Source organism: Hyphomicrobium sp. MC1 (genome assembly GCF_000253295.1).
Taxonomy (GTDB): Bacteria; Pseudomonadota; Alphaproteobacteria; order Rhizobiales; family Hyphomicrobiaceae; genus Hyphomicrobium_B.
In genome coordinates this window covers 2,627,102-2,653,347 of sequence record NC_015717.1, presented here as the reverse complement: position 1 = coordinate 2,653,347, position 26,246 = coordinate 2,627,102, and the positions used below count along the sequence as shown (strand labels likewise).

At 61.1% G+C, this 26,246-nt stretch carries 20 protein-coding genes and 1 pseudogene; 11 read left to right on the top strand and 10 right to left on the bottom strand.

All coding sequences use genetic code 11. The features are described from left to right. Positions 1 to 2: 2 nt before the first annotated feature. On the bottom strand, positions 3 to 3,149 hold the full coding sequence (locus HYPMC_RS12935; RefSeq protein ID WP_013948415.1) for an efflux RND transporter permease subunit: 3,147 nt from the start codon (positions 3,147 to 3,149) through the stop codon (positions 3 to 5). Beyond that, entirely contained in the window at positions 3,146 to 4,480 is a 1,335-nt protein-coding gene (locus tag HYPMC_RS12930; RefSeq protein WP_013948414.1) for an efflux RND transporter periplasmic adaptor subunit, read from the bottom strand. Before HYPMC_RS12930 ends, HYPMC_RS12935 begins: the two co-directional genes overlap by 4 nt. Positions 4,481 to 4,888: 408 nt before the next feature. Here HYPMC_RS12930 and HYPMC_RS12925 point away from each other — a divergent pair, with 408 nt between their 5' ends. Continuing rightward, the gene (locus tag HYPMC_RS12925) at positions 4,889 to 6,847 is read left to right on the top strand and encodes a bifunctional diguanylate cyclase/phosphodiesterase (RefSeq protein ID WP_013948412.1); all 1,959 of its coding nucleotides are present in this window, start codon (positions 4,889 to 4,891) and stop codon (positions 6,845 to 6,847) included. 15 nt (positions 6,848 to 6,862) lie between these two features. On the opposite strand, the gene msrB is transcribed toward HYPMC_RS12925, so the two are convergent. Both msrB and sfsA read right to left on the bottom strand, forming a co-directional pair. Further along, the gene (gene msrB / locus HYPMC_RS12920) at positions 6,863 to 7,360 is read right to left on the bottom strand and encodes a peptide-methionine (R)-S-oxide reductase MsrB (protein WP_013948411.1); all 498 of its coding nucleotides are present in this window, start codon (positions 7,358 to 7,360) and stop codon (positions 6,863 to 6,865) included. A 107-nt stretch (positions 7,361 to 7,467) separates the two neighbouring features. Then, a complete protein-coding gene (gene sfsA, locus HYPMC_RS12915) occupies positions 7,468 to 8,187 on the bottom strand; it encodes a DNA/RNA nuclease SfsA (protein ID WP_013948410.1) in 720 nt (239 codons plus the stop codon). Between the two features lie 87 nt (positions 8,188 to 8,274). Here sfsA and HYPMC_RS12910 point away from each other — a divergent pair, with 87 nt between their 5' ends. Continuing rightward, a complete protein-coding gene (locus HYPMC_RS12910; protein ID WP_013948409.1) occupies positions 8,275 to 9,021 on the top strand; it encodes a molybdopterin-binding protein in 747 nt (248 codons plus the stop codon). A gap of 757 nt (positions 9,022 to 9,778) precedes the next feature. Continuing rightward, a pseudogene (locus HYPMC_RS25050) lies at positions 9,779 to 10,252 on the top strand (septal ring lytic transglycosylase RlpA family protein); the annotation flags it as partial. Positions 10,253 to 10,320: 68 nt separating this feature from the next. Here HYPMC_RS25050 and HYPMC_RS24495 read toward each other — a convergent pair. Together HYPMC_RS24495 and HYPMC_RS12895 are read right to left on the bottom strand one after the other, a co-directional pair. Then, entirely contained in the window at positions 10,321 to 10,653 is a 333-nt protein-coding gene (locus tag HYPMC_RS24495) for a hypothetical protein (protein WP_024276122.1), read from the bottom strand. Between the two features lie 75 nt (positions 10,654 to 10,728). After that, entirely contained in the window at positions 10,729 to 11,346 is a 618-nt protein-coding gene (locus HYPMC_RS12895) for a hypothetical protein (RefSeq protein WP_013948406.1), read from the bottom strand. Between the two features lie 434 nt (positions 11,347 to 11,780). Between HYPMC_RS12895 and HYPMC_RS12890 the strand changes: the two genes are divergently transcribed. Both HYPMC_RS12890 and HYPMC_RS12885 read left to right on the top strand, forming a co-directional pair. After that, positions 11,781 to 12,008 (top strand): hypothetical protein, encoded by a 228-nt coding sequence (locus tag HYPMC_RS12890; RefSeq protein WP_013948405.1) that lies wholly within the window; start codon positions 11,781 to 11,783, stop codon positions 12,006 to 12,008. A gap of 309 nt (positions 12,009 to 12,317) precedes the next feature. Next, positions 12,318 to 12,662: a GIY-YIG nuclease family protein gene (locus HYPMC_RS12885; RefSeq protein WP_013948404.1), complete on the top strand. Its 345-nt coding sequence runs from the start codon at positions 12,318 to 12,320 to the stop codon at positions 12,660 to 12,662. Positions 12,663 to 12,994: 332 nt separating this feature from the next. Here HYPMC_RS12885 and HYPMC_RS24490 read toward each other — a convergent pair whose 3' ends face one another. Further along, a complete protein-coding gene (locus HYPMC_RS24490; RefSeq protein ID WP_013948402.1) occupies positions 12,995 to 13,171 on the bottom strand; it encodes a hypothetical protein in 177 nt (58 codons plus the stop codon). 33 nt (positions 13,172 to 13,204) lie between these two features. Next, entirely contained in the window at positions 13,205 to 16,963 is a 3,759-nt protein-coding gene (locus tag HYPMC_RS12880; protein ID WP_013948401.1) for a vitamin B12-dependent ribonucleotide reductase, read from the bottom strand. Between the two features lie 677 nt (positions 16,964 to 17,640). Between HYPMC_RS12880 and HYPMC_RS12875 the strand changes: the two genes are divergently transcribed. Then, positions 17,641 to 18,039 (top strand): NADH:ubiquinone oxidoreductase subunit NDUFA12, encoded by a 399-nt coding sequence (locus tag HYPMC_RS12875; RefSeq protein ID WP_013948400.1) that lies wholly within the window; start codon positions 17,641 to 17,643, stop codon positions 18,037 to 18,039. 159 nt (positions 18,040 to 18,198) lie between these two features. Further along, a complete protein-coding gene (locus HYPMC_RS23260) occupies positions 18,199 to 18,720 on the top strand; it encodes a DUF2155 domain-containing protein (protein ID WP_155831249.1) in 522 nt (173 codons plus the stop codon). Between the two features lie 66 nt (positions 18,721 to 18,786). Here the strand turns inward: HYPMC_RS23260 and hemB are convergent, their stop codons facing one another. Together hemB and HYPMC_RS12860 are read right to left on the bottom strand one after the other, a co-directional pair. After that, complete coding sequence (gene hemB / locus HYPMC_RS12865; protein ID WP_013948398.1) at positions 18,787 to 19,836, bottom strand: porphobilinogen synthase; 1,050 nt, start codon at positions 19,834 to 19,836, stop codon at positions 18,787 to 18,789. A gap of 161 nt (positions 19,837 to 19,997) precedes the next feature. After that, on the bottom strand, positions 19,998 to 21,140 hold the full coding sequence (locus HYPMC_RS12860) for an extensin family protein (RefSeq protein WP_013948397.1): 1,143 nt from the start codon (positions 21,138 to 21,140) through the stop codon (positions 19,998 to 20,000). Between the two features lie 281 nt (positions 21,141 to 21,421). Here HYPMC_RS12860 and HYPMC_RS12855 point away from each other — a divergent pair, with 281 nt between their 5' ends. The 4 genes from HYPMC_RS12855 (at position 21,422) to hemA (ending at position 26,246) form a co-directional block, all read left to right on the top strand. Beyond that, positions 21,422 to 22,537, top strand: coding sequence for an enoyl-CoA hydratase/isomerase family protein (locus HYPMC_RS12855; RefSeq protein WP_013948396.1), 1,116 nt, complete (start codon positions 21,422 to 21,424; stop codon positions 22,535 to 22,537). 219 nt (positions 22,538 to 22,756) lie between these two features. Next, positions 22,757 to 23,266 carry a transcriptional regulator LdtR gene (gene ldtR, locus HYPMC_RS12850; RefSeq protein WP_013948395.1) on the top strand — a complete coding sequence of 170 codons (510 nt, stop codon included), beginning with the start codon at positions 22,757 to 22,759 and terminating at the stop codon, positions 23,264 to 23,266. 156 nt (positions 23,267 to 23,422) lie between these two features. Then, complete coding sequence (locus HYPMC_RS12845; protein ID WP_013948394.1) at positions 23,423 to 24,775, top strand: L,D-transpeptidase family protein; 1,353 nt, start codon at positions 23,423 to 23,425, stop codon at positions 24,773 to 24,775. Between the two features lie 238 nt (positions 24,776 to 25,013). Further along, entirely contained in the window at positions 25,014 to 26,246 is a 1,233-nt protein-coding gene (hemA, locus tag HYPMC_RS12840) for a 5-aminolevulinate synthase (RefSeq protein ID WP_013948393.1), read from the top strand.

Sequence of the window (26,246 nt, the reverse complement as noted above, 5' to 3'; positions counted from 1 at the left end):
GCCTACTCCGCAGCCTCGCGGTTACCCGCGGTGATCGCCCGTGATTGCTCCGGCGCAGCGGCAACCGGTTCGCCATTGGCGTCGAGCGCGCGGCCGCCAAGCCGGGCGCGCAGCCGTTCCATCGCCAGATAGATGACGGGCGTGGTGTAAAGCGTCAGCAGCTGGCTGAGCAGCAAGCCGCCGACGATGGTAATGCCGAGCGGGTTGCGCAATTCCGATCCCGTTCCGCTTTCGAGAGCCAGCGGCAATGCGCCGAACAGCGCCGCAAGCGTCGTCATCATGATCGGTCGGAAGCGCAGAAGTGCCGCTTCCTTGATCGAGGCCCGCGGCGATAGTCCACGCTCGCGCTCCGCTTCCAGCGCGAAGTCGATCATCATGATCGCGTTTTTCTTCACGATGCCCATCAGCAGGATGATGCCGATCAGCGCCACGAACGACAGGTCGTTGCCCGTCAGTTCCAGTGCCAGCGCCGCACCGATGCCAGCCGACGGCAACGTCGTCAAAATCGTGAACGGATGAATGAGGCTCTCATAAAGCACGCCGAGCACGATATAGATCGTGACGATGGCCGCCAGGATGAGCCACGGCTGGTTCTGCAGCGACTTGGAAAACTCCGCCGCGTCGCCATAGAACGTGCCCGATACCGTCGCGGGAAGGTCGATATCCTTCTTTGCCGTGTCGATGGCCGCGAGCGCATCGCTCAACGACGCGTTCGGCGCCAGGTTGAAGCTGATCGTGATGGCCGGGAACTGATCCTGGTGGCTGATCGCAAGCGGCGCCGTCTCGTACTTGATTTTCGCGACGGCCGTCAGCAGCACGGGCGTCCCGGCCGTCGTTGATGCAACGTAAAGCCGGTTGAGGCGTGACGGGTCGCTGCGATATTGCTCGGCGGCTTCCAGCACGACGCGATACTGGTTCGCCTGCTCGTAAATCGTCGAAACCTGCCGTTGGCCAAACGCATTGCTCAGCGCATCGTTGATGGCCTGCATCGTAACGCCGAGGCGTCCGGCGACGACACGATCGACGTCGATCCGCGCGATCAGGCCGCCATCGACTTCTTCCGTTGCGACGTTGCGCAGGAACGGCGATGTCCTGAGCGCGTCGGCCATCTTCTTCGACCACTCAGTGACCTCGGCGCTGTCGGTGCTGGCGAGCGTATACTGATAGCGTGCGCGGCTCGACTGCGTTGAAATCTGCACGTCTTGTACCGGCTGGAAGTAGACCATCGTGCCCGGCGCGGTCTTGACCTCGCGCTTCAGGCGCTGGATCACCTCGACGACGTTGGACTCGCGTTCGTCGCGCGGCTTCAGCATGATCTTGAGGCTGCCCACATTCTGGGTCGCATTGAGCTGGCCGATGCCGACGATCGAAGCGACGCCGGCAACGTCTCTATCCGTTGCGACGATGGCTGCGACGTCCTTCTGCAGCTTCGTCATTTCGGTGAACGAGATCTGCGGGCTGCCCTCGACGACGGCGGTGATGGCGCCGGTATCCTGGTCGGGCAGGAAGCCCTTCGGCATGATGACATAGAGCCAGATCGTCAGGACCACGGTCATCAGCGCCACGATAAGCGTCGCGCCCTGATGCCGGAACACGAATTCCAGCGAGCGGTCGTAACCGGCGATCACGCGCTCGATGAAGCGGCCGATGATGCCCGACTTCTCGTCATGGCCGCCGCGCAGAAGCTTCGAACACATCATCGGCGTCAGCGTCAAAGACACGATCGCGGAGACGACGACGGCAATCGTCAGGGTCATCGCGAACTCGCGGAACATGCGCCCGACGAGGCCCGTCATGAAGAGCAGGGGGATGAAGACGGCGATCAGCGACAGCGTCAGCGAGATCACCGTGAATCCGATTTCGCGCGCACCATCGAGCGCCGCCTTCATCGGCTTCTCGCCCTTCTCGATGTGGCGCACGACGTTCTCGATCATGACGATGGCGTCGTCGACGACGAAGCCGGTGCCGATCGTCAAGGCCATCAGCGACAGGTTATCGAGACTGAAGCCGCAGAAATACATCACGCCGAACGTGGCGATCAGAGAAACCGGCAGCGCCACGCCTGCAATGATCGTCGCGCGCAGCGAGCGTAGGAACAAAAGCACGACCATGACGACGAGGCCGACGCTCAGGACGAGCGTGAACTGCACGTCGCGGACGGAAGCCTCGATCGTGCCGGTGCGGTCGCTGACGATCTGCAGATTGACGCCGGCCGGCATCGAACGTTCGACGCGGGGCAGTTCGTCCTTGATGCGGTTGACCGTATCGATGACGTTGGCGCCGGGCTGCCTCTGAACGTCGACGATGACCGCAGGCTTGCCGTTATACCAGCCGCCAACGCGTGTATTCTCCAGCCCTTCCGTGACCTTCGCGACGTCCTTGACGCGGACCGGCGCCTCGTTCCGATAGGCGATGATGACGTCTTCATAGATGTGCGCCTGGTCGATCTGGTCGTTGGCGGCAATCGTGTAGGATTGCTTCACGCCGTCGATCGAACCTTTCGGCCCCGAGACGTTGGCGCTCGCAATCGCGGCGCTGAGATCGGCCATGCTGAGGCCGTAACTCGCCAGCCGCGAGACATCGGCTTCGACGCGCACCGCAGGCTTGATGCCGCCTTCGATCGATACGTGGCCGACGCCCGAGACCGACGCCAAGCGTTGCGCCAAAAGCGTATCGGCAAGGTCAGACAGCGACCTGAGCGATTGCGTATCGGACGTCAGCGCTAAGGTGACGATCGGCGTGTCGGCCGGATTGACCTTCGAATAGGTCGGCGGGTAGGGGAGGTTTTTGGGCAGCGTCGAGCCAGCGGCATTGATCGCTGCCTGGACGTCCTGCGCCGCGGCGTCGATATCGCGGTCGAGGTTGAACTGCAGCGTGATGCGGCTCAACCCGAACGAGCTCGTAGAAGACATCGCTGCGAGCGATTGGATCTGTCCGAACTGGCGTTCGAGCGACGCCGTAACGAGCGTCGACATCGTCTCGGGGCTAGCGCCCGGAAGCTCGGTCGTCACCTCGACGGTCGGGAAATCGACCTGTGGCAACGACGAGATCGGCAGCGCGAAGTAGCCGAGAATGCCGCCGAGGATCGTCGCTACTGCAAGCAGTGACGTCGCGATCGGACGGACGATGAAAAGGTGCGAAACGCTCATGGCGATGCGCCGTTATCCTGGTCGTGGTGGCGGCGATGTTTGCCGTGGCGCTGTTCGTCGCCTGACGTCGAGCCGGTAACGAGCGCGGCTTCCGTCGGCAACTGCGCGGCCTGCGCGTTCTGATCCGCCGAGGTCGACTTTTTGCCGTCCGGCGACTTCTTGTGGTGCGGCTTGTCGGTGGCAGGCGCGGATGTGCCGTCATTAATAGAGACAGTCGATCCGTCCTTCAGACGGCTGAAGCCGCTCGTCACGACCTTGTCGCCCGGCTTGAGGCCTTCGGCGATGACCGCGAACTTGTCGTCCTGGCGCGAAACCTTGACGGCACGCATCTCGGCGGTGTTGTTGGGGCCGATGACGAACACATAGGTTCCGTCGGGTCCGCGCTGCACGGCTTCCGTCGCCACGACCGTCGCGTCTTTGACGGTATCGACCAGCAACCGCACATTGACGAACTGGCCCGGCCAAAGCTGACGCTTCTCGTTCGGGAATTCGGCCTTAAGCTTGATCGTGCCGGTTTGCTGGTCGACCTGATTGTCGATGACCTTCAGCGAACCGGTTTCGAGTTCCGTCTGGCCGTCTGTCGACAGCGCCGTCGCGACCAACGGACCGGTCTCGATGGCTTTGATCAGGGTGGGCAACTCCTGCTGCGGCAACGTGAAAGTCGCCGTGATCGGCTGCACCTGCGTAATCACGACGATGCCGGTGGTGTCATTGGCGTGCACGAGGTTGCCTTCGTCGACGAGGCGGATGCCGGTACGGCCGTCGAACGGCGCCACGATCGTCGTATAGCCAAGGATTGCCTGCGCATTCTCGATGGCCGCGACGTCGGATTTGATCTGCGCTTCCTGTTGCTTGATCAGCGCGACTTGGGTGTCAATCTGCTGCTGGGAAATGGCGAGCGTGCCGACCTTCTGGTAACGGTCGAGGTCGCGCTTGGTGTTGGCGAGCAGCGCTTCGTCGAGCGCTTTCTTTGCTACGGCCTGATCGAGCTGCGCCTGGTAGGTCGCCGGGTCGATCTTGGCGAGCAGATCGCCCTTCTTGACGTCCTGGCCTTCCTTGAAGTTGACGCTCAAAATGCGGCCGTCGACCTGTGCCCGGATGGTCGCGGTGTTCAGAGCCTTAACGGAGCCGACGCCTTCGAGATAGATCGGCACGTCAGCCTTCGCGGCGTCCTTGGCAAGAACGGCAACTGGGCCGCCGAAGCCGCCGCGCGCATTCCGGCCTTTGGCGCCATCCTCCGGCGCTCCGCTGCCTCCGTGCATCGTATAATAGACGCCGCCCGCTATCGCACCGATAACGACGACCGTAGAAACCCACCGGAGTAACGCCATAGTCTCTTTGCTCTCGTAAGAACTTCACATGCCGGGCTGAACGATTGGCACGCGGAAGCTCTGTCCCATACACCCGGAGAAGAAAACGCACCGCCCTGCGGAATCCGTTGCCCTTCGTGTGATGCTTCTGCATCACATGACCGGGGTACGCATGGGCCACCGGAATGGCCGAAACATGCCGCAAAGCCTCCCGGGTCGCGGGGCCATAACGAAAACTTACTCGGCGCCGCTTATGCTCTCAATTATCATATCGTGCTTGCAGCGAGTGACGCGGCGCAACACTCGGAAAGCGCGATTTTTTTTGCGAGTGCGGGAGCAACTTAACGAATTATCCGTCCTGGCGCAGCAGGATCGTTAAGGGCTCCGGCCTAGTGTGGCCGCCGTCTCAATGCGCACTGAGGCCTGGAAGTGAAATTTCTGCATGATGAAGGCGGGTGGAAGTGGTCATCCGTCCACAAGGAGCAACTTGCGAGTATCGCCCGGGCAACGCCAGCGGCGATGGCTGGTTACGCAATCAACGTCCTGCTGGCCACCATCGCATTCAGCGGCCTGATTCGATGGCCTGCGCTCGTGCTCTGGACGCTCTTTGCATTAGCGATTTGCAGTTTTGTCGGCATTCGGTCACTGCGTAACCGTACTAATCACCGGACGTCTGCCAACGGCAGAAATACCTCGCGCCGCCCGGCCCGAAACGCCTTGCTGTTTAGTGTCCTGCTGGCCCTGCCCTGGAGTCTGCTCGGAACGCTATGGACCGGGACGGTTGCCAACAGCGAGGTCATCATTGTTGCGCTTGTAGTCGGCATGGCGGCAAGCGGCAGCGTCTTGCTCTCTCCCATTCCTGCCGCCGCGATCCTCTATGCCGCGACGATCCTGATCCCGTTGGCGGTGAAGTGCCTGTTCATCACGCTCGACAACCATCTCATTCTCGCCGCACTGGCGCTCAGCTATTTCATGTTCCTCGTCGGCCTCATTGCGTCGAACGCCCGGATTTTCGCCGAGCGCCTGGAGGCCGTCGAAAAACTGAAGGACTCCTTTGCCGCCCTGGTGTCGGCGCGCGAAGAGACCGAACGTGCCGCGATGACCGACGGCCTGACGGGAGTCGCCAACCGCCGCGCTTTCATGGCCCGCCTCAACACGCTGGCCGCCGATCGCGACCAGTCGCCGGAATACGGCGTCTTCTATATTGACCTCGATCGCTTCAAAGGCGTCAACGATGCCTTCGGCCACGCGGCGGGCGATGCGGTGCTGCGAATGGCGGCGTCGCGGATCGCGAAGGTCGTCCGCGACGGCGATCTGGTAGCACGCCTCGGCGGCGACGAGTTCGCTGTCGTCGCTCAGGAGATCTGCGGCCGCGCCACGGCTCAGGCCCTGGCCATGCGTCTCGTCTCGGCGTTATGCGATCCGTTCTTTCTTGAAGGTCAGCGCGTGCAGATTGGCGCGAGCGTTGGCGTCGCCATCGCTTTCGAAAGCGACTCTACCGGCGATCAACTGCTGACGCAGGCCGATCTTGCGATGTACGCGAGCAAATCTGCGGGCCGCAACGCGCACTGCGTTTTCGAGCCCGACATGCTGCGCTCGGTGGAAGAGCGCCAGGCCGTTGAGCAAGGCTTGCGGAGCGCGCTTGCCAAGAACGAACTGGAACTCTTTTTCCAGCCGATCCAGGGCCTGACCAAGAATGAAATTGCCGGCTTCGAGTGTCTCATTCGTTGGCGGCACCCGCTGCGCGGTCTGCTGCCGCCTGCCCAATTCTTAAGTATCGCCGATGAAATCGGGATGGCGAACGATATCGGCGGCTGGGTGATCGAGGCTGCGTGCGCTCAGGCCGCGAAGTGGCCATCCGATGTCGTCGTCGGCATCAATCTATCGCCGTTGCAGATCGCCTCCGACGATGTCGCGCAACGCGTCGAGCGCGCGCTCAAGTCATCGGGCCTTCCGGCCAATCGGCTCGAAATCGAGATCACCGAGACGAGTTTGCTGCAAAACGATCCGGTGACACTCGATCAGCTCAAGCGGCTGAAACAACTCGGCGTCTCGATCGCGCTTGACGATTTCGGGACCGGCTATTCGTCGTTGAGCTATCTTGTCAGCTTCCCGCTCGATCGCATCAAGATCGATCGGCTGTTCGTCAGTCAGCTTGGGCGTTCGCGCGAAAGCGATCTCATTGTGCGCTCGATCACGCAGCTTGCGCGCAACCTGAACTGTACGGTTGTCGCCGAAGGGATCGAGACGGACGAGCAGCTGCAAAGGCTGCGCGCACTTCATGTCGGGTTCGGGCAGGGCTATCTGTTGGGAATGCCAATGCCCGCCACCGAGGCGACGGAATTTCTGGCTTCGGGCAAGAGCAAGGCTCTCGCCCAAAGCGCTTGACGATTTGCTTGCTGGCTAGGCGACTTTGGGCACGAACTTCAAAGCCACGCCGTTCATGCAGTAGCGCAGGCCTGTCGGCTTCGGTCCGTCTTCGAACACATGACCAAGATGTCCGCCGCAGCGGTGGCAATGAACTTCCGTGCGGGTCATGAAGTAGCTGTTGTCGGTGGACGTCTCGACCGCACCATCAAGCGGCTTCCAGAAGCTCGGCCAGCCGGTGCCGCTATGATACTTCGTTTCCGACGAGAACAGTGCAAGCTGGCATCCGGCGCAAAGGTAGGTGCCCGGCGCGTCGTTTGCATCGAGCGGCGACGTGCCCGCCCGTTCGGTGCCCTGCTTGCGCAGCACGTTGTACTGCTCCGGCGTCAGCTCTTTGCGCCACTCCGCGTCCGACTTCGTAACTTGGAATGTCTCGGCCGAACCTTCCGCCGCCAAGCCGGTTGCCGATTTAAGTGCTGCGACGCCACCGGCCAGGGCAAGCCCCAGCCTCGAAAAATCGCGACGTGAATACATCGATCGTCACCTTGGGTTTCGTTTCCTTGACCGGCGCCCTAAACGCCGTCTGCTGGAGAGTACGTTGCCTCTCTCTTGTGTGTTTCAGCCGTTGACCGGCCTTCTCGTTAAAGATCCGCAATCTCGATGCGTTTCTCAACTGCGATTTCTGTAGGGCTGAGCTGGCATTTATAGCAGAGCATTTCAACACCTGATGCTGCAGCAGCCTGAAAAGCGGCGGCATATGCGGGGTCGATGTCACGCGCGAGCTTGAAACTCTCTGCATCGCTGCGCTGCACAAGAAAAACCATCACGGCGCGGTGGCCTTCGCCAACCATGTTTGCAAGTTCGCGCAAGTGTTTGGCACCGCGCTCTGTTTTGCTGTCGGGAAACTCGGCGAGGCCGTTCTCGCGCATCAAATGCACGTTCTTCACCTCGACATAACAGTCGCGATTATCGCGTCCGCCCGAAAGCAGCACGTCGATGCGGCTGTTGAGTCCGTATTTCACTTCGCGCCGCAACATCGGATATCCGGCAAGTTCGGCGATCGTCCCGGTCTCGATGGCTTCGGTGACGAGCGCGTTCGGTCGTCCCGTATTGATGCCGACGAGGTGCGGACCCGTCCCAAGGTCGGCCTCGATCATTTCCCAGGTATGCCGGTATTTACGCGTCGGGCTGTCGCTTTCCGAAAGCCAGACCTTCGAGCCGGGCTTCGTCAGGCCGAGCATCGAGCCCGTATTGGGGCAACTCGCAGTGACGGTGACGCCGCCTGCGGTCGTGACGTCCGCGAGAAAGCGCTTATAGCGCTGGATCAGAATGCCGGGCACGAGAGGGTGTGTAAATTTCATGGATCAGGCCATATCGGCGTTCGGCGCCGCCCGGCAAGTATTTTCGCCGCGCGTTCGGCGGTGCTATGACGGCGGCTGAAAGCAGCGATGGACGAGCGAACCTTGACGGAAGAACGGATTGTTACGGCAGCCCTCCTGGTCATCGGCGACGAGATTCTGTCGGGCCGCACCAAGGATGAGAACATCGGCGCCGTCGCCGAGCATTTGACGAACATCGGCATCCGCTTGCAGGAGGTGCGCGTCGTCGCCGACGATGAGGATGAGATCGTCTCGGCCGTCAATGCGCTTCGCTCCCGCTACACCTATGTGTTCACGACCGGCGGCATCGGTCCGACGCACGACGACATCACCGCCGACAGTATCGGCAAGGCCTTCGGCGTTTCGGTCGGCATCGACGCCCGCGCGGAAAAGCTGCTTCGTGACTATTATACCGGCCGCGGGCTTGAGGTGACGGCTGCGCGCTTGCGCATGGCGAGAGCGCCCGCAGGCGCCGAGCTGATTGACAATACGCTCTCGGTCGCCCCGGGGTTTCGCATCGGCAACGTGTTCGTGATGGCGGGCGTGCCGAGCGTCATGCGCGCCATGCTCGCAAGCGTGACGCCGATGCTGGAAACCGGCGCCAAGCTGTTGTCGATCACCATTCCCGTCGATCGCCCGGAAAGCGAGATCGCGGATATCTTCTCGAAACACCAGCAGCGCTATCGCGACGTGGCGATGGGCAGCTACCCGCAATTGCGCAATGGCCGCCCGGTGTCCGACCTCGTGCTGCGGTGCTCGAATCCTCAGCGGCTGAACGAGGCGGCTGAAACGCTCAAGGCTGCGCTGAACCTTTGAGTGACGCTGGTGTCGCCCTATCAGGCGCCGCGACAGGCGCTGCGATAGGTGCCGGCGCAGGCTCGGGAGCGCTGGGCCTTATGGTTCCTGATGACTGTTTGTTGCAGTCCGGCGACCACGTGTAGGCGCTCCGATCGCCGCAGACATGCGGATCAAAGTCCTGCGGACAGTCGCACCTCTTGATGCGTATTGGTCTCAGCACGGACGTGGCGGATGGCCCCGTCGCGTCGGTGCTAGGTCTTGGCTTGGCCGGTATCGCCAGCGCGACCCGTTTCGCGTGCACGCGCTTTTTGATGGTCAGTCGCTCGACCGGCGGATCGCAGACACAACCGCTTAGAAACGGCAGCAATGCCAGCGCAATAGATCCCAGGAATAGACGCAAAATTTCCCCCGAAAATCCCCGTATTTGCGGCCCCCGCGCGAGATGAGACGCATACGCCCTATGCGGCGCAACCGGAGAATTTCGTTCGGCTTCGTATTACGCGCCGCATGATGCATATACGCCTCAGCAACCGTGGCCCTGGGGGCGCATGCGGCACACCGTTTCACCTCCGTAGAAATGGAGCCAACTCAGTCACGCAACGTCATGAAATAACTTGTGATTGCTTGAGAATTGTAACGGCAATTCTTGGGTTGTCGTGGTGCATCACAAACTCTATGGTCCGGCGCTGCAGTTGGTGTTTTGTTCCAAGGCGGATGGAACGCACGGAGGAGAACGGCGCGTAGGCCCGTGCCGAAGAAAGACGGGAGAGTAGGGATGTCATCGAGTATTCGTCGCCGTGCGCACGTATGCGCAGCGGCATGGGCTGCCTGGAGTGTGCCGGCAGCCGTTGCAACGGTGTTGGCCTTCAGCGCCGCCCCTGTCGAAGCCAAGACGCCTGGCAAGACATACTGCTTCAACCACACCTGTCACCGCGTGCTGAGCATCGCCGAGATGGTCGCCATTGTTGGCCAGGACACGGTGCTCCAAGCCTCGTACTATGACGACTGTCGCCGCGATCGCTACAACCCATGCGGATTGACGTCATCTGGCGAAGCCTTCCGCCCCAACGAGGCCGACAGCGCCGCCAGCCCGATCTATCCGGACGGCACGATCCTGCTCATTCGCAACCCTGATAATGGCAATGCCGCCGTCGTTCGCGTCAACAACGCCGGACCGTACTGGCGTCAGCGCAAGCTCGACGTATCGCGCGCAACCGCGCACAAGCTGGGCTTTGCCGGAAGCGGCGTTGCGAAACTCGAAGTCCGCGTGATGTCGGCGCCATCCATCGTCGACGCGACCTATAAAAGAAATCGCCGTTATGCGCCGGTCCCGGGTTCCATCGGGTCGTTCGCATCGCTCGACCAGGCCCAGGGCGGCATGATGATCGCGATGGCGCTTGATGCCATGTCGACGTCGGTCTTCGCGCCGGTCGCCGGCAAGATGCTGACAGCGGTGAAAACCATGAAGCCCGCATTGGCCAACGTCCTGCGCACGGATTCAACCCGTGTGGCGTCCGTTGACGGAACTGTGCCGGCAAGCATCGCGGTGAATTTCGAAAAGTCGGCGGCTGCGGTTGAGAAGCCTGAGGCCAAAGCTGAGGCGCGTTCGCTTGTTCTCAGACGGGCGACTGTGGCGTCGCGTTCGGTCAAGCGTTCCCCCGCCCGTTCGGCACGCGTCGCCAAATGGCGCAGCAAAACGCGCTGGGCGTCTGCGACGTCGCGCCGTCAGTTCAAGGGCAGCCGGTCGGCGTCGTCGAGGTCGAGCAGGAGCGTCCGCTTCGCAACCGGCGCCTCTTCGACGAAGAGATCGTATTGGACGTCGAGAGCATCCAGGAAGGCCGCCGCCATATCCAAGAGAGGCCCGAGAGCCATGCGCGCGGCGACCAGGAAGCTGTCGTCGATCGTCAGGTCCGACGCTTTCCGGATGGCCGCTGCATCGGGAGCGATCAGTCCGCGGCTGCGAACGTAGGCGATGATCTCATCGCCCGTGTCGAAGTCGAGTTCGCGCGCGTCGCCGCTTTCCTCGACCGCGTCGAGCAGAATGGCCGTGCCCGCCACAAACAACCGCCCGAGCATACGAAAACGATCGTCGTATTCCGAGAGCGCTGCGGCATGGCTGCGCGCCTTCAGGACGCGGGCGACAAGCATCAGCTCAAGGGCGCGGATCTCGTCGGCAATCTTGCGCTGACGCATCACGAAGTCTGCCGGCTCGCTGGTGTGCTCCGCGAGTTCGCGCCACTGGCTGCCGCGCACCATGATGTCCTCGCCGGCGGCGAGTGCAGCGTCGAGGTGATCGGCCAGCATATAGACCGATAATGGCGCCTGCGTCCCACCGAGTTTCATCTTCAACTCCGCATTATTTCTCAAGCACTTGGATACGACTGAAGCGCGTTGATTCGCTATTGCCGAGCGGCGTTTACCCAAGGTGCAAAAGGAACGGGGAGGACTGAGGATAAGGTGTGGAAGCGCATAGCGGCTTCATGCTGGACACAATCAAAAACGCAACAAACAAGGCGTTTGCGGTCTTTCGCTGAGAATCGCTGTGATTGATGCGGCGTATACGTCCGATGAACGCCGAAATGTTTTCGCGCCTCGATGTGGCCGAGACGACATATAAAGCCGTCGCAAAAATGCGACGAGTGCCTCCGAGGCGAGGCGGCCGTTCGAAAAAAATCTTCCGAGCATTTGAAGTCTTCTTCTTTCTCTTTTCTGGAACCGCCGCCTAGCGTCGCGTTGCAGCTCGAGACCGGCTGCGGCTCTGCTTGGGAAAGAAGACAATGAAAATTGCACGATTGATTTTGCTCGGCGCCGTCGCTCTCGGCGTTGGCGCCACCGCTTCCGCCGAGGCTGCAACGACAGCGCCACGGCTATCCGCCTCGCACACTGCAACGCTCGTCACGCTGAAATCAAAGGACAAGAAAAAGGTCCACGCGCACAAGGCTGGCAAGCAGAAGGTCGCGCAGACGCACAAGACGAAAAAAGTGAAGAAAGCCAAGAAGACTTGACGCCGGATCGCGCGCTGGTCGGGGGGTCGATTCAGTCCGCGGATCCACACCGCCGAGAGCACGCTCCGTTTCCTCGCATCTCAGGACGCACGCTCTCGGCGGGTTGGTTCTACCGAGACACCTAACCACCGTCATCCCGGCGAAGCGCAAAGTTCCGAGCGCAGCCGCAGCCGCCAACCATTTCTAGACATACCGGCGCAACAGTCAGCCCCACCACCGTCATCCCGGCGAAGGCCGGGATCCAGCCAACGAGCAATCAAAGGATTTGCGCGATCTCCTGCGGCGCTTCAATCTGCGCAGGGGGACGTCATGAGCCGGAAAAGCAAATCACCGTGCGTCTATATCTTGGCGAGCGGCCAAAACGGCACGCTCTACATTGGCGTGACGAGTGATCTTCACGCGCGGATGGCTCAGCATTCCCAGAAGCTCATTCCCGGCTTCACTGCGCAATACAACGTGACGCAACTCGTCTACTACGAGCTCCACGAAACGCTCGACCAAGCCATAGCGCGTGAGAAGCAGTTGAAAGAATGGCGGCGGACTTGGAAGCTGCGTTTGATCGAACAGATGAACCCCGAGTGGCGCAATTTCTTCGATCCGCAAACAGGCGAGATCGGCGCGGGTCCATTTGATAAGTCCGAGCAGGCTCTCTGACCGACAGTCTGCTGCGGCTTGTCTGGGTGCCGACCTTCGTCGGCATGACGGAGAATGGGCAATCTCCACTCCATCTCCCTCATCCCGGAGAAGGTTAGCCCCCGCGATAGCCCCAACACATCATCCCGTCGTTCGCAGACCATTCCCCATTCCGTCATCCCGGCGCAGTCTGTCATCTCCCACCGTCATCCCGGCGAAGGCCGGGATCCAGTCAAGCCGAAAACAAACAAGGCGCCACATGCGATGGCGCCTTGCAGAAATACGGTCGTCTCCGACGAGCCTCGCGCTGGATCCCCGAACGCGTCGCTACGCTCACATGTTCGAGGATGACGTTAGTTGTGTTCTTTTCGAACGCCTTTGAAAGGTGTGCCGTCTTGCTTCACATCCATGAAGCGACCGGTTTTATCATCGCGTTTGACCCACTGATCCGTCTTGGGATTATGGGTTTGGCTGCGATCACGCACTGCTCCATTTCTGTGGCCGTCGCCTTTTGGGGGATTTGTCGCCATTTTGATCTCCTGGGGAAAGATGGAAGGACTAACTCAGCTGCACCCGCTCGTTGATCCGCACGTATCGCACTTCAGGCACGTGCCGTTCCGGACCATCGTGAAGTTCTGGCACTCGGTGCAGGCGACGCCTTCGTAGCCGCGGAGTTTCGCTTCGGAGAGGCGCTGCTTGTAAAGCTCCGACTTCGTCAGAACCGGCGATGACACCGCCGCTTGCATCTCTTCGCTTACCGCCGACAGCGCATTCGCGCCGTGCGTCAGCGTCGATTCAACGTAGCGGGCGCTGACGTCGTAGCTCGCGTTTTGCACGGCGGCCGCACCAAGCGACGACGCCTTGGGACCCGAAACGTTCGTCGTCGTGCGGCTCGCGAGGCGAACCACGTCGGCGCCGCGAACGAGGCCCTTCGACACCATCTTCGTCACGCTCTCCGGCAGGTTGAGCGAAAGCTGCTCATCCGTATCGTCGTCGCTGGAGCCCAGCCCCGTCTCGCCGACGATTTCGCGCGGATCGACGTGCGCCAGATCGTGACGGCCGAGGTACGACACCGCCAGCTCGCGGAAGATGTAGTCGAGGATCGACGTCGCGTTCTTGATCGTCTCGTTGCCCTGCACGAGGCCCGCCGGCTCGAAGCGTGTGAAGGTGAACGCCTCCACGTATTCTTCCAGCGGCACGCCGTATTGCAGGCCGAGCGAGATCGCGATGGCGAAGTTGTTCATCAGCGAGCGGAAAGCAGCGCCTTCCTTGTGCATGTCGATGAAGATTTCGCCGACGCGGCCGTCGTCGTATTCGCCAGTGCGCAGATACACTTTATGCCCGCCGACAGCAGCTTTCTGCGTGTAGCCCTTACGGCGGCCAGGAAGCTTGTCGCGGCCCTTCGCCTTCTCGCGCTCCACGTAGACGACGCGCTCGACGATCTTCTCGACGATCTTTTCAGTCACGGTCGCCGTGCGAGCGGCAAGCGGTTGGCTCATCAGAGCATCCACGGCGTCCGCGGCCTCGTCTGCATCATCGCCGAGGATCTGGCTGTTGAGCGGCTGAGAAAGCTTGGAACCGTCGCGATAGAGCGCGTTGGCTTTGAGAGCCAGCTTCCACGACAGCATGTACGACTGCTTGCAGTCTTCGACCGTCGCATCGTTCGGCATGTTGATCGTCTTCGAGATCGCGCCCGAGATGAACGGCTGCGAAGCGGCCATCATGCGGATGTGGCTCTCGACCGAAAGGAAGCGCTTTCCCTTCTTGCCGCACGGATTGGCGCAATCAAACACCGGCAGGTCGTCGGCCTTGATGTGCGGTGCACCCTCAAGCGTCATCGCTCCGCAGACGTGTTCGTTGGCGGCTTCGACGTCTTTCTTCGAGTACCCGAGGTGCGCGAAGATATCGAACGACGGATCGTTGAGCTTGTCGGCTGGAATGCCGAGTTTGCCCGTCATGAAGTCGTCGCCGAGCGTCCAGCGGTTGAACACGAACTTAATGTCGAACGCGGTCGCCAGACCCTTCTCGACCTTCGCCAGCACGTCGTCGGTGAAGCCCTTGGCCTTCAGCGTGCCCGTGTTGATGGCGGGTGCCTGGGCCAGCGAGCCGTGGCCGACTGCATAAGCCTCGATCTCGGCGATCTGGCTTTCGCGATAGCCGAGCGCGCGCAGCGCTTCCGGCACCGACTGGTTGATGATCTTGAAGTAACCACCGCCCGCGAGCTTCTTGAACTTCACGAGTGCGAAGTCGGGCTCGATGCCGGTCGTATCGCAGTCCATGACGAGGCCGATCGTGCCGGTCGGCGCGACGACGGTCGCTTGAGCATTGCGATAGCCATGCTCCTGGCCGAGTTCGATCGCCCGATCCCAGGCGCGCTTTGCAGCGTCGCCGAGGCGCGCATCCCTCAGAGCGTCGTGATCGAGCGGCACCGGCGCAACCGAGAGCTGCTCGTAGAACTCGGCTTCGCCATGAGCGGCGCGGCGATGGTTGCGCATCACGCGCAGCATATCCTGCGCATTCGGCGCGTAGCCGGGGAAGGGGCCAAGCTCTTCCGCCATCTCTGCGCTCGTCGCGTAGGCCACGCCCGTCATGATCGCAGAGATCGCACCGCAGATCGCGCGGCCTTCCTCTGAGTCATAAGGGATGCCCGACGACATCAAGAGGCCGCCGATGTTCGCGAAGCCAAGGCCCAGCGTGCGATAGCGGTACGAAAGCTCCGCGATCTGCCGCGACGGGAACTGCGCCATCAGCACCGAGATTTCGAGCACAACCGTCCACAGGCGGCAGCCGTGCTCATACGATTCGATGTCGAACGACTTATCCTCGCGGCGGAAGCGCAAGAGGTTCAGCGACGCCAGGTTGCATGCCGTGTCGTCGAGGAACATGTATTCCGAGCATGGGTTCGAAGCGCGGATCGGTCCCGACTGCGGGCAGGTGTGCCAGTCGTTGATCGTCGTGTGGAACTGGATGCCGGGATCGGCCGAGGCCCACGCCGCAAAGCCGATTTGCTCCCAGAGATCCTGGGCGCGGATCGTCTTCGTTACCTTGTTGCCAAGGCGAGAACGCAGGTTCCAGTCTTTGTCCTCGACGACGGCGTTGAGGAAGTCATCCGTCACGCGCACCGAGTTGTTGGAGTTCTGACCGGCGACCGTGAGATAGGCCTCGCTGTCCCAATCGGTGTCGTAGGTGTCGAACTCGATGTCCTTGTAGCCCTGGCGCGCGAACTGGACGACGCGCAGGATGTAGTTCTGCGGAACGCCGTCACGCTTGGCTTCGCGGATCGCGATCTTCAGCTTGGGGTTCTTCGTCGGCTCGAAGCAGGCGTCGCCTTCCGCTTCGCAGTTGACGCAAGCCTTCATCACAGCCTTGAGCCGCTTCTGGCAGATCTTCGAGCCGGTGACGAGCGCCGCCACCTTCTGCTCTTCTTTGACCTTCCAGCCGATGTATTCCTCGATATCCGGGTGATCGACATCGACGACGACCATCTTCGCCGCGCGCCGCGTCGTGCCGCCCGACTTGATGGCGCCCGCCGCCCGGTCGCCGATTTTGAGGAAGCTCATCAGGCCCGACGAACGGCCGCCACCCGACAGCTTCTCATTTGCGCCGCGCAGCGACGAGAAGTTCGAGCCCGTGCCCGAGCCGTATTTGAAGAGGCGCGCTTCTCGCACCCAGAGATCCATAATGCCGCCCTCGTTGACGAGGTCGTCGGCAACCGACTGGATGAAGCAGGCGTGCGGCTGCGGATGCTCGTAAGCCGACGTCGACTGCACGAGTTCGCCCGTCTGATAGTCGACATAGAGGTGGCCCTGGCCGGGGCCGTCGATGCCGTAGGCCCAGTGCAGGCCGGTGTTGAACCACTGCGGCGAGTTCGGCGCCGCCATCTGCATGGCGAGCATGTAGCGCAGCTCGTCGAAGAACGCCTGCGCGTCTTCCTCGGACGAGAAGTAGCCGCCCTTCCAGCCCCAGTAGGTCCAGGTGCCGGCGAGACGGTCGAAGACTTGGCGCGCGTCCGTCTCGCCGCCGAAACGCTCGTTGTCCGGCAGCTCGGCAAGAGCGGCGTCATCCGGGGCGGAGCGCCACAGCCACGACGGAACCTGCGTTTCTTCGCACCGCTTCAGGCGCCGCGCCACGCCCGCCTTGCGGAAGTATTTCTGCGCCAGGATGTCAGCTGCAACCTGACTGAACTGTTCGGGGACATCGAAGCCTTCGAGACGGAAAACGATCGAACCATCGGGGTTCTTGATTTCTGACGTCGCACGCCGGAACGGGATCGAGGCATAAGGAGAAAGGCCGGCTTTCGTGAAACGCCGTGTAATCTTCATGTGAAAGTGCCCCCGAATTGCGCGGCGCGCAGCGGTGTTGCTGGGCGCCGTATGTGATTTTTTGGACGCCACGCGCTCGGAGCCCTGCAACTCCGGCGAACGGCGGGTCGAAAACGCGGATGGACAGCCCGAAGGCGCCTCGTCGGCACTCAACACACCGGTCGCAGTTTCCCCGTGCCCGCGAAGACACCGAAAAGGCGACTCCGCCGGCCTCATGCCGACCCGAAGTGTGTGATTGCGACGAAGACTCGCGCGCTACGCTGGAACGCTACTGAACCGAACAGCTGCGAAGTCGTCGTCAACCGATCTCGAACGGTCCGTCTTACGAATGTCGCAACAGGGCCAAAGTTAGGAGATTCGAAGCCGATCCGACAAGGGAAATTAAATAGATGTTGGGGTGGCAGAGACAACAAGCACTACATCTAGTGGTGTTAACAACTTCCGGCCGGAGTTGGCGTTTGTCGCGCATTCGTTGGGGTTTTGCCGGGCCTCTTGGCCGTTGGTGGTGTGGACAGGACTTAATTATGTCCGTTTTTTCGATCCGGCTGCTGACGAGCTTAGTGCGATTCCGCGTCAGCTCTGTTGCATGCCTGCACCGGCTCAATGGCGTCTGGACATCACCGCCGAAGAACCGCTAATTCGTGATCAGGGTAGCAGCGGCAAAGGATGCCCGAACGATGAGCTTATTCAGCGAGATTTTCTGCTGGTGGGGCGGCAATACCTGGGGCACGCGCCTGTTTACGTGGCGCAAAGGCAAGCTCGTCGGCGAGGACCAGTTCGGGAATCGCTATTTCATTCAGAGAAGCGGCGTCGGCCCGCTGGGCGTTCCGGCGCGTTGGGTCATCTATCCCAAGCTCTCGGAAGCGAGTCAGGTGCCGCCCGAATGGCACGGCTGGCTGCATTATACTGTCGATACGCCGCCGACCGAAGAGCGCTATCACCCGCGCCCCTGGCAAAAGCCGCATCAGATGAACATGACCGGCACGGCGAAGGCTTATCGCCCCAAGGGATCGATCCTGGGCACCGGCCAGCGCGCGGCATCCGCCAGCGACTACAAGGCGTGGAAGCCGAATTAATCGAGATTAATCCGGCCGAACGAAATATCGCCCCCTTTGGCGGGCAATCCGGCGAGGCGCGGTAGCGCGTCTCTGGGGAATGGGTTTTTGCAGTTGAGACAGACGGACTTGTTAGATTTCGGGCGCCGCACGAAGGTCTGTCGCCGTGCGGGTGCGTTCGTGTCGGGGTTGCTTCTTTCTGGCGCGCTCGCGGCTCTGACCGCGCCGCCCGCAGCAGCCGATCGCATTGAAAATCAAGTCGCCGTCTTTTCAGCGCTCGATAAGGTGACGGCGCACATCTCGAAGATCGAAGTCGAACTCAACAAGACGGCGACGTTCGGCGCGCTCAAGATCACGCCGCGCGCGTGCTATTCGCGCCCGCCCACCGACGAGCCCAAGACGGACACGTTCGTCGAGATCGATGAGTCTCAGGTTGACGGTTCCGAGAAACGTATTTTCACCGGCTGGATGTTTGCCGAAAGCCCCGGCATCTACGGCCTGGAGCATCCGACATATGATGTCTGGCTGACAAAATGCGAGAAGCCGATCCGCACCATCGCCGAGGACAATCCGAACGCTGGTACGGTAGCGCCGTCCGACGATCCGAACCAGGCTGGTGCCGCCGCGGCCGCAGGCGGTAACGCCGCCCCCGCCGATCAGATCCCGCCCGACCAGGATTTCCGCCGCCGCGTCCGGCGCTAGCTTCTCACCGCCATCTCGGCCGAGCGCGGGCCTCGCAAACTCGTCAGATCGAAATGACGAGATAAGCTACTCCGCCAACAATTTCGCGACTTTGGGCGCGAAGTATGTCAGCACGCCGGACGCGCCCGCGCGTTTGAAGGCCAACAGGCTTTCGACCATTGTCTTGTCGGCATCGAGCCAGCCGCGCTCGAATGCACCGGCTAGCATCGCGTATTCGCCCGACACTTGGTACGCGAACGTCGGCACGCCGAATTCGCTCGAGACCCGCTGCACGATGTCTAGATAGGGCATGCCGGGCTTCACCATGATCATGTCGGCGCCTTCGTCGAGATCGAGCGCAACCTCGCGCAGCGCTTCCTCGGTGTTCGCCGGGTCCATCTGATACGTGCGCTTGTCGCCCTTGAGCAGACCCGTCGAGCCGACCGCATCGCGAAACGGCCCATAAAATGCGCTCGCATACTTCGCGGCATACGACATGATCTGCGTGTTCTTGAAGCCCGCCGTCTCGAGCGCGGCGCGAATGATGCCGATGCGCCCGTCCATCATGTCCGAAGGAGCGAGAACGTCGGCGCCAGCTTCCGCCTGCACCAGCGATTGCTTGACGAGCGCGGCCGTCGTCTCGTCGTTCACGATCTCGCCGCCGACGATCAGCCCATCATGCCCATGGCTCGTATAGGGATCCAGCGCCACGTCGAGAACGACCCCGATGTCGAGCTTGGCGGCCTTGATCGCGCGCGTCGCCCGGCAAACGAGATTGTCGGGATTGAAGGCTTCCTCGGCGCTCTCGCTACGCTTCTTGGGGTCGGTAAACGGGAAGAGGGCGAGAGCCGGGATGCCGAGCGCCTCGGCTTCCTTCGCCGCCTCGACGATCAGATCGACGCTCAACCGTTCGACGCCCGGCATCGACGCCACCGGAATGCGCTTGGCTTCGCCATCGACGACGAACAGCGGCCAGATCAGATCGTTCGGCGAAAGCAGATGCTCGGCAACGAGGCGGCGCGACCACGGGCTTTTCCGGTTTCGGCGCATGCGAATTGCCGGAAATCCGCCGGAAAGAGAGTCGGGCGGCGTGCCTGCATTGGCGGCGGAAGACGTGGGGCGCATGCGAGAAGACATGGGAAAAGTCCTGCTGACGTGTCGATCCGTTCCTGAGATGGCGGAACCGCGGGGACAATGGACACGTGCCGGCCTTCCGCGCAAGCCGCGTTACGCAGGTCAGATATCCGCAGGCGCCAGGCTCGTTTCCTCATCCCCTGGCCTAGAGAGGGCGGTCGGTCCTAGTCGCAGATCTTGCCGAACTTCCGCTGGGCCATGTCGATGTGAAAATGGTTCCGGTGCGCGGCATTCGCTTCCGGTCCAAGCGTCGTGCCGAACGTCCGGCAGGCCGAGGCATGCGCTTCCCGTAGGAAGGCCTGCATTTCCGGCGACGGGTTTCTGAGGCCGACAGGAAACGCCGCCTTGGGCGTCGCTGTTTCCGGGCCCGGTCCGCCGAGCCGGTTCACATCCGTGGCCGATGCCCACGACGACGTGACCACGACATTCGACACGCCTTCGATGATGGTCGAACGCACGAGCCCAGCCGCCGCCGCGCCCGTCGTCGACGGAACGATGGATGGCAACGCCCCCTGCGCCGGATTGCTGGCGACGTTTGTTTGCGCAGTCTTGGCGGCCGCGTCTTGTGCTGCCTTCTTCCGCGCCTCGGCTTCAGCGGCAATCTCGCGCTGCGGCTTGCCCCAGTCGTCGAGCACCTCGGCCGTCTTCGCCGATCTGGTGATGAAACCGCCGATGTCGATGGCGTTTGCGAGCGCGTGCTCGCTGAGCTTCGTCGACTTGCGGCCATAGGCGTTGCGGCAGGAATAAGAGCTCATCGTCTCGATCCGGACGATTGCCGATTTGAGATGCTTGCGCGCTAAGGGCTGCACATCGTTTTCGAACCAGTTCGCGAGCTGCTCGACGAGATCGCAGCGCACGATCGCGGGCGGCGACAGCGCGACCTCCGGATTTTGTCCGATGCTGATGAGTTCGACCGGCGCGGGAGCCCCGCAAGCGCCGTCGCGGATGGGCGCGTGCGGGAGCGCCACGGCATGAATGCGCTGCAGGATAACGGCGCAATGCGCGCGGGCGTCGGCAATTTCCGTTTCCGACCAGGTGTCGGCAGGTTTCGCTGCGGCTTGCGCGTCGGCCTTGGCGGGATTGGTGGCGGAAGGCGTTGCATTGGCCGGATCGGCCGCCGTCGAAGCCGCCGCGGCGTTTGTTTTCGGCGCGGCTGTTTGCTGCGTGGGCTTATGATGTTTCTTGGTGGTTGTCGCGTCCGCATCTGCAGCAACGAAGCCGATCGCAGCGGATGCGCACGCGGCAGCAGCCACGACGGCGCGCCAATACGTTCGTTTGGCCGAATTGCGCTCGTATGCTGTCATCATGATTGTCTGTATGCGGCCTGGTATTTCAACGCGGGCGAGATTTCGAAAGCCGATGCAAGGCCGGGGCGCGACGCATGCCCGCGCAGTCACGCACTTATAATCATCGCAGAGTTTGCGTCCGCGGCCAAGTCATTGGCGTTGCACGGCAGTTACAAGTTCTGGACAAATTCCGTGAGCCTTGTGACCGATTGTGCTTTATCGCCGCAAAAACTAGCGAGCCCGGTGGAAACGGGGCATAGCATAACGATCAGAATCAAAGCACGTCTACGATCGAGCAGGCAGTGAACGAACCTAAGATCGCCATCAACGCGGCCACACCGATGCAGGCTGAGAAAATCGTCGCCGCCCAAACACAGGCGTTGCAGACGTTCACGCTTAATCGGCCGTCGTCGCTCAATGCTCTCGACAATGAGATGTGCCGTGCGTTGCTCTCCGCCATCCCGCGTGTCGCGAGAAATCCCGACGTCTACATCGTTGCGCTCGTGTCGAGCAGTCCGAAAGCATTTTGCGCCGGCGGCGATGTTGTGGCGCTTTCCGCCGCCGCGAAAAGCGATATCGCGACGGCAAAAAGCTACATGCGAGACGAATATTCGCTGAACTGGTTGCTTGAATGCTTCTCCAAGCCGACCGTCTCTTTCATTGATGGGCTGTGCATGGGCTCGGGCGCGGGGCTTTCGGCGTTCAATACGCACCGCATCGCCGGTGAAAACTTCAAATGGGCAATGCCTGAGACGAAGATCGGACTTTTTCCCGATGTTGGGATTGCGCGCGTTCTGGCGAAAATGCCATGGCCGATCGGTCTCTATCTCGGCCTGACGGGGCGTTCGATCGGTCGCGCCGATGCGCAATGGCTGAGGCTCGTCACGCACTGCATATCGTCCTCGCATTTCGAAGATATTCGCGCCAAGCTCGCGGACGCCCAGCCCGTCGATCCGCTTCTCGATGATCTGAACCAGCCGCAAGAGCCAGGCGATCTGCAGAAAGAGCGCGGCCATATCAATGAGCATTTCTCCGAGCCGACACTTGACGGAATTTTTCGTTCGCTCGAAAGGGCCGAGGCGAAAGGTTCGGAATGGGCGCAACGCACGCTCTCTGGGTTGAGAAAGTGCTCTCCGATTTCATTGGCGATAACACTGCGCCATATCCAGAATGCGCTTCGTTTCGATATTCGCGATACGCTGATCGAAGATTATCGCCTCGCGGTGCGCTGCCTTGAAAATCACGATTTCCACGAAGGTGTGCGCGCTCTGCTACGCGATAAAGATGGCAAGCCCGTCTGGCAGCCGGGGCGTTACGAAGATGTTGCAGCCGACATCGTCGACGGTTATTTCAAGCCGCTGCCGGAAGGCGATCTCGAACTGCCGAGCCGCGCGGAAATGCAGGCCGCGCGCGTCTGAATTTGCGATGGCGTATTGCATCCAATTGTCGTTGCGCAATTAACGCGAAAATCACCACAAACAAATTTCATGTTGCTGACTGGTTAAAAAACCCTTGGAAATAGGGCCTGTCACTATTCTTTTACTATATCTATTTAGGCGAAATTCAGTCCTTCCCATTATCTATTTGTCAAAACCCGGGGCAAACCGGGTGGCGTCAAAAACATGTGAGGCAGGGTAATGAGTTTAGCGTATGAAGTGGCACGTCACCGCGCGCCCGTTCAAGAAGAAGGCTTTCGCGGTGAATATCTCCAGGCATTGCGCCTGATCGAACGCCTTCATCGGCTTTTGCTCGACGTCATCAAAGACGAATTCGATCGTCGTGGCGGCGCCGAACTCAACAGCGTGCAAGCGCTGCTGCTCTATAACATCGGTGAGAGCGAATTGACCGCGGGCGAATTGAAGACGCGCGGCTATTACCTCGGCTCGAACGTCTCCTACAATCTGAAGAAACTCGTCGATATGGGCTACATTCACTACAAGCGGTCGGACACCGATCGCCGCTCGGTGCGTGTCAGCCTCACCGACAAAGGCCACGAGGCCCGCGACGTCGTCAGCAAGCTCTATCTTCGCCAGCTCGGCTCCGTTCAAACCGTCGGCGAAGTGTCGGGCGATGACGTCAAGAGCCTGAATAAGGCGCTGGTTCGCCTGGAACGTTTCTGGTCGGATCAGATCCGCTACCGCCTGTAATACGGACGATTGCGCCACTCCCCGGGTTTGCCATGCTGTTGTCCCGCAGCATAAAATGGGCCGTTCCTTAAATCCGGAGCGGTCCTTTTTCGTTTCCAGTTATTCGGTTAGACTGTCCCTGAGAAAAGCCGCCAAGGCGAGGGGCAGGGGGACGACGTGCATATCGGGCGATCGACATTTGCCAGGGCGGGCTCAACCGCCCGCAGAATCGCGCCACTGCTGGTCGGTATCGGTTTCGTGACGCTTTCCGCCGCCGCATGGACCGGCATGGGAAGTGCCGCCGCCCAGAGCTTCGGCTGGATCAATTTCGGCCCGACCGGCAACGATGCGCCAGGTTCCTCGCTCTCGACCAATCCGACCGACCCCGATTTCGTCCGCGAGTGGGAAGCCAACCCGCCGAAGGGCTTCGCCACGCTCGCGAAGGCGAACATCGAAGCGACGAAGATGGCCGTCCGTGAGTATCTGATGATCGTCAGCCGGGGCGGCTGGCCGCAGCTTCCGGTGCCGCCGAACAAGACGCCGCGCGATAGCCTGCTGCAGTATGGCACGACCGATCCAAGCGTCCCGCTTCTCCGGGCACGCCTTGCAGCGTCTCGCGATTTGCGGAGCGGCAATACAACTTCGACCTATTTCGATTACGAGGTCGACAAGGCGCTGAAGCGGTTCCAGGCGTCGAACGGGTTGACCCCGACCGGCATCGCCGACAAGCGCACGATCATGGCGCTGAACGTGCCTGCCGACGTACGCCTAAAGCAATTGAAGGCCAATCTGGCGCGCCTCCAGGAAGTTATCCCGACGACGCAGAAGAAGTACGTCGTCGTGAACATTCCTGCCGCCCAAATCGAAGCCGTCGAGAACGGACAGATTGTTGCCCGCTATGCCGGCGTCGTCGGCAAGGAAGATCGTCCGACACCGCTGCTGCGCACGCCGATCACCGATCTGAGCTTCAATCCGACCTGGCGCCTGCCGCCGACGGTCATCGCTGAGGATCTGATTCCGCGCGGTCAGCAGATGCAGAAGAAGGGACAGAACGTTCTGCTGAAATTCGGGATCGACGCCTACGACGGCAGCGGTAAGAAAGTCGATCCGGCTAAAATCGACTGGGACAAGGTCAAGCCCGGCACCTACCGCTATAGCCAGAAGCCCGGCAAGGAGAACCCGCTCGGGTTCCTCAAGATCAATTTCAACAGCGCCCACTCAGTTTACATGCACGACACCCCGTCCGACCGCATTTTCGGGCGGAATTTCCGATCCGAAAGCTCGGGCTGCATCAGGGTTCACAACATCGAAAATCTGGCGATGTGGTTGCTTGCCGGACAAAACGGCTGGAATGCCGACCGGATCGAGCAAATGAAAGAATCAGGCAAGCCGATGGACGTCCGGCTGAAAAAACCCGTTCAGCTGCTGTTTGTTTACATTAGCGCCTGGGCCACGGCCGACGGGGTCGTCCAGTTCCGCCGCGACATCTATCAAAAGGACGGCGTCGGCGAGATCGCGGCCTCATATTAGTTCAGAGAACGGTCTACATACCTCGGTATGGTTTGATGCGCCTCAAGGTTGGTTGTGGTGCTTTAGAATAATTGCAAAGGTTCTGGGCAGGAGCGTTGGGTGTTGAAGAAAGTCCTTGAACCTGACCAAAATTTCATGCAACTGCGCGACGAAACGGCACTGGTTCTTTGTGCCCTCCGGGGCCATAAAGGCTGAAAAATAAAATGAACGTCGTGCTTTTGGGAGCGGAAACCAGAAGATGAATTACGAGCAGAAGCTCTCCGATGCCCTCGATGCCGTCAAGAAAGAAGGCCGCTACCGCGTCTTCGCCGACCTGAAGCGCCGCCGAGGTTCCTTTCCCAAAGCCGAAGTGATCAAGGGCGAGGCTGCCAAGCCCATTACCGTATGGTGCTCGAACGACTATCTCGGCATGGGCCAGCACCCCAAAGTGCTTGCCGCCATGCACGAAGCGATCGACCTCGTTGGTGCCGGTTCGGGCGGGACGCGCAACATCGCCGGCACGACCCACTATCACGTCGAACTCGAAAACGAACTCTCCGACCTCCACGGCAAGGAAGCCGCTCTCGTCTTCACCTCGGCCTTCGTTGCCAATGAAGCGGCCCTATCGACGCTGGCCACGCTCTTTCCGGGCTGCGTGATTTTCTCGGATGAAAAGAACCACGCTTCGATGATCGCCGGCATTCGCAATGGCCGCGGACCGAAGCAGATCTTCCTCCATAACGATCTCGCCGATCTCGAAGCCAAACTCAAAACGGTGCCGCGTGAGACGCCGAAGATCATCGCTTTCGAGAGCGTCTATTCGATGGACGGCCACGTCGCCATGATCGGCGCCGTCTGCGATCTGGCGAAGAAATATAACGCTCTGACGTATCTCGACGAAGTGCATGCCGTCGGCCTCTATGGTCCGCGTGGCGGCGGCGTCGCCGAACGTGACAAAGTCATGGATCGCGTCGACATCATCAACGGCACGCTGGCTAAGGGCTTCGGCGTCATGGGCGGCTACATCGCTGCCTCGAAAACCATCTGCGATGCCATTCGCTCCTACGCGCCGGGCTTCATCTTCACGACGTCTTTGGCGCCCGCCATCGCGGCTGGTGCTGTTGCTTCGATCCGTCACCTGAAGTCGAGCAGCGCTGAGCGCGAGGCGCACCAGGAACGTGCCCGCACGTTGAAGCGCAAGCTCGCTGCGGCCGACCTTCCGGTCATCCAGGGGCCGAGCCACATCGTGCCGGTGCTCGTCGCCGATCCGGTGCGCTGCAAGGCGCTGACGGACGTTCTCCTTGATCGCTACGGCATCTACGTCCAGCCGATCAACTACCCAACCGTGCCGCGCGGTACGGAGCGTTTGCGCCTGACGCCGTCGCCGCATCACACCGATGCCGACATGGATCACCTCGTTAACGCCCTGTCCGAGCTGTGGTGTCAGTGCCCGCTGGCGCTGATGGAAAGCCTCGCCGAAGCCGCCGAATAG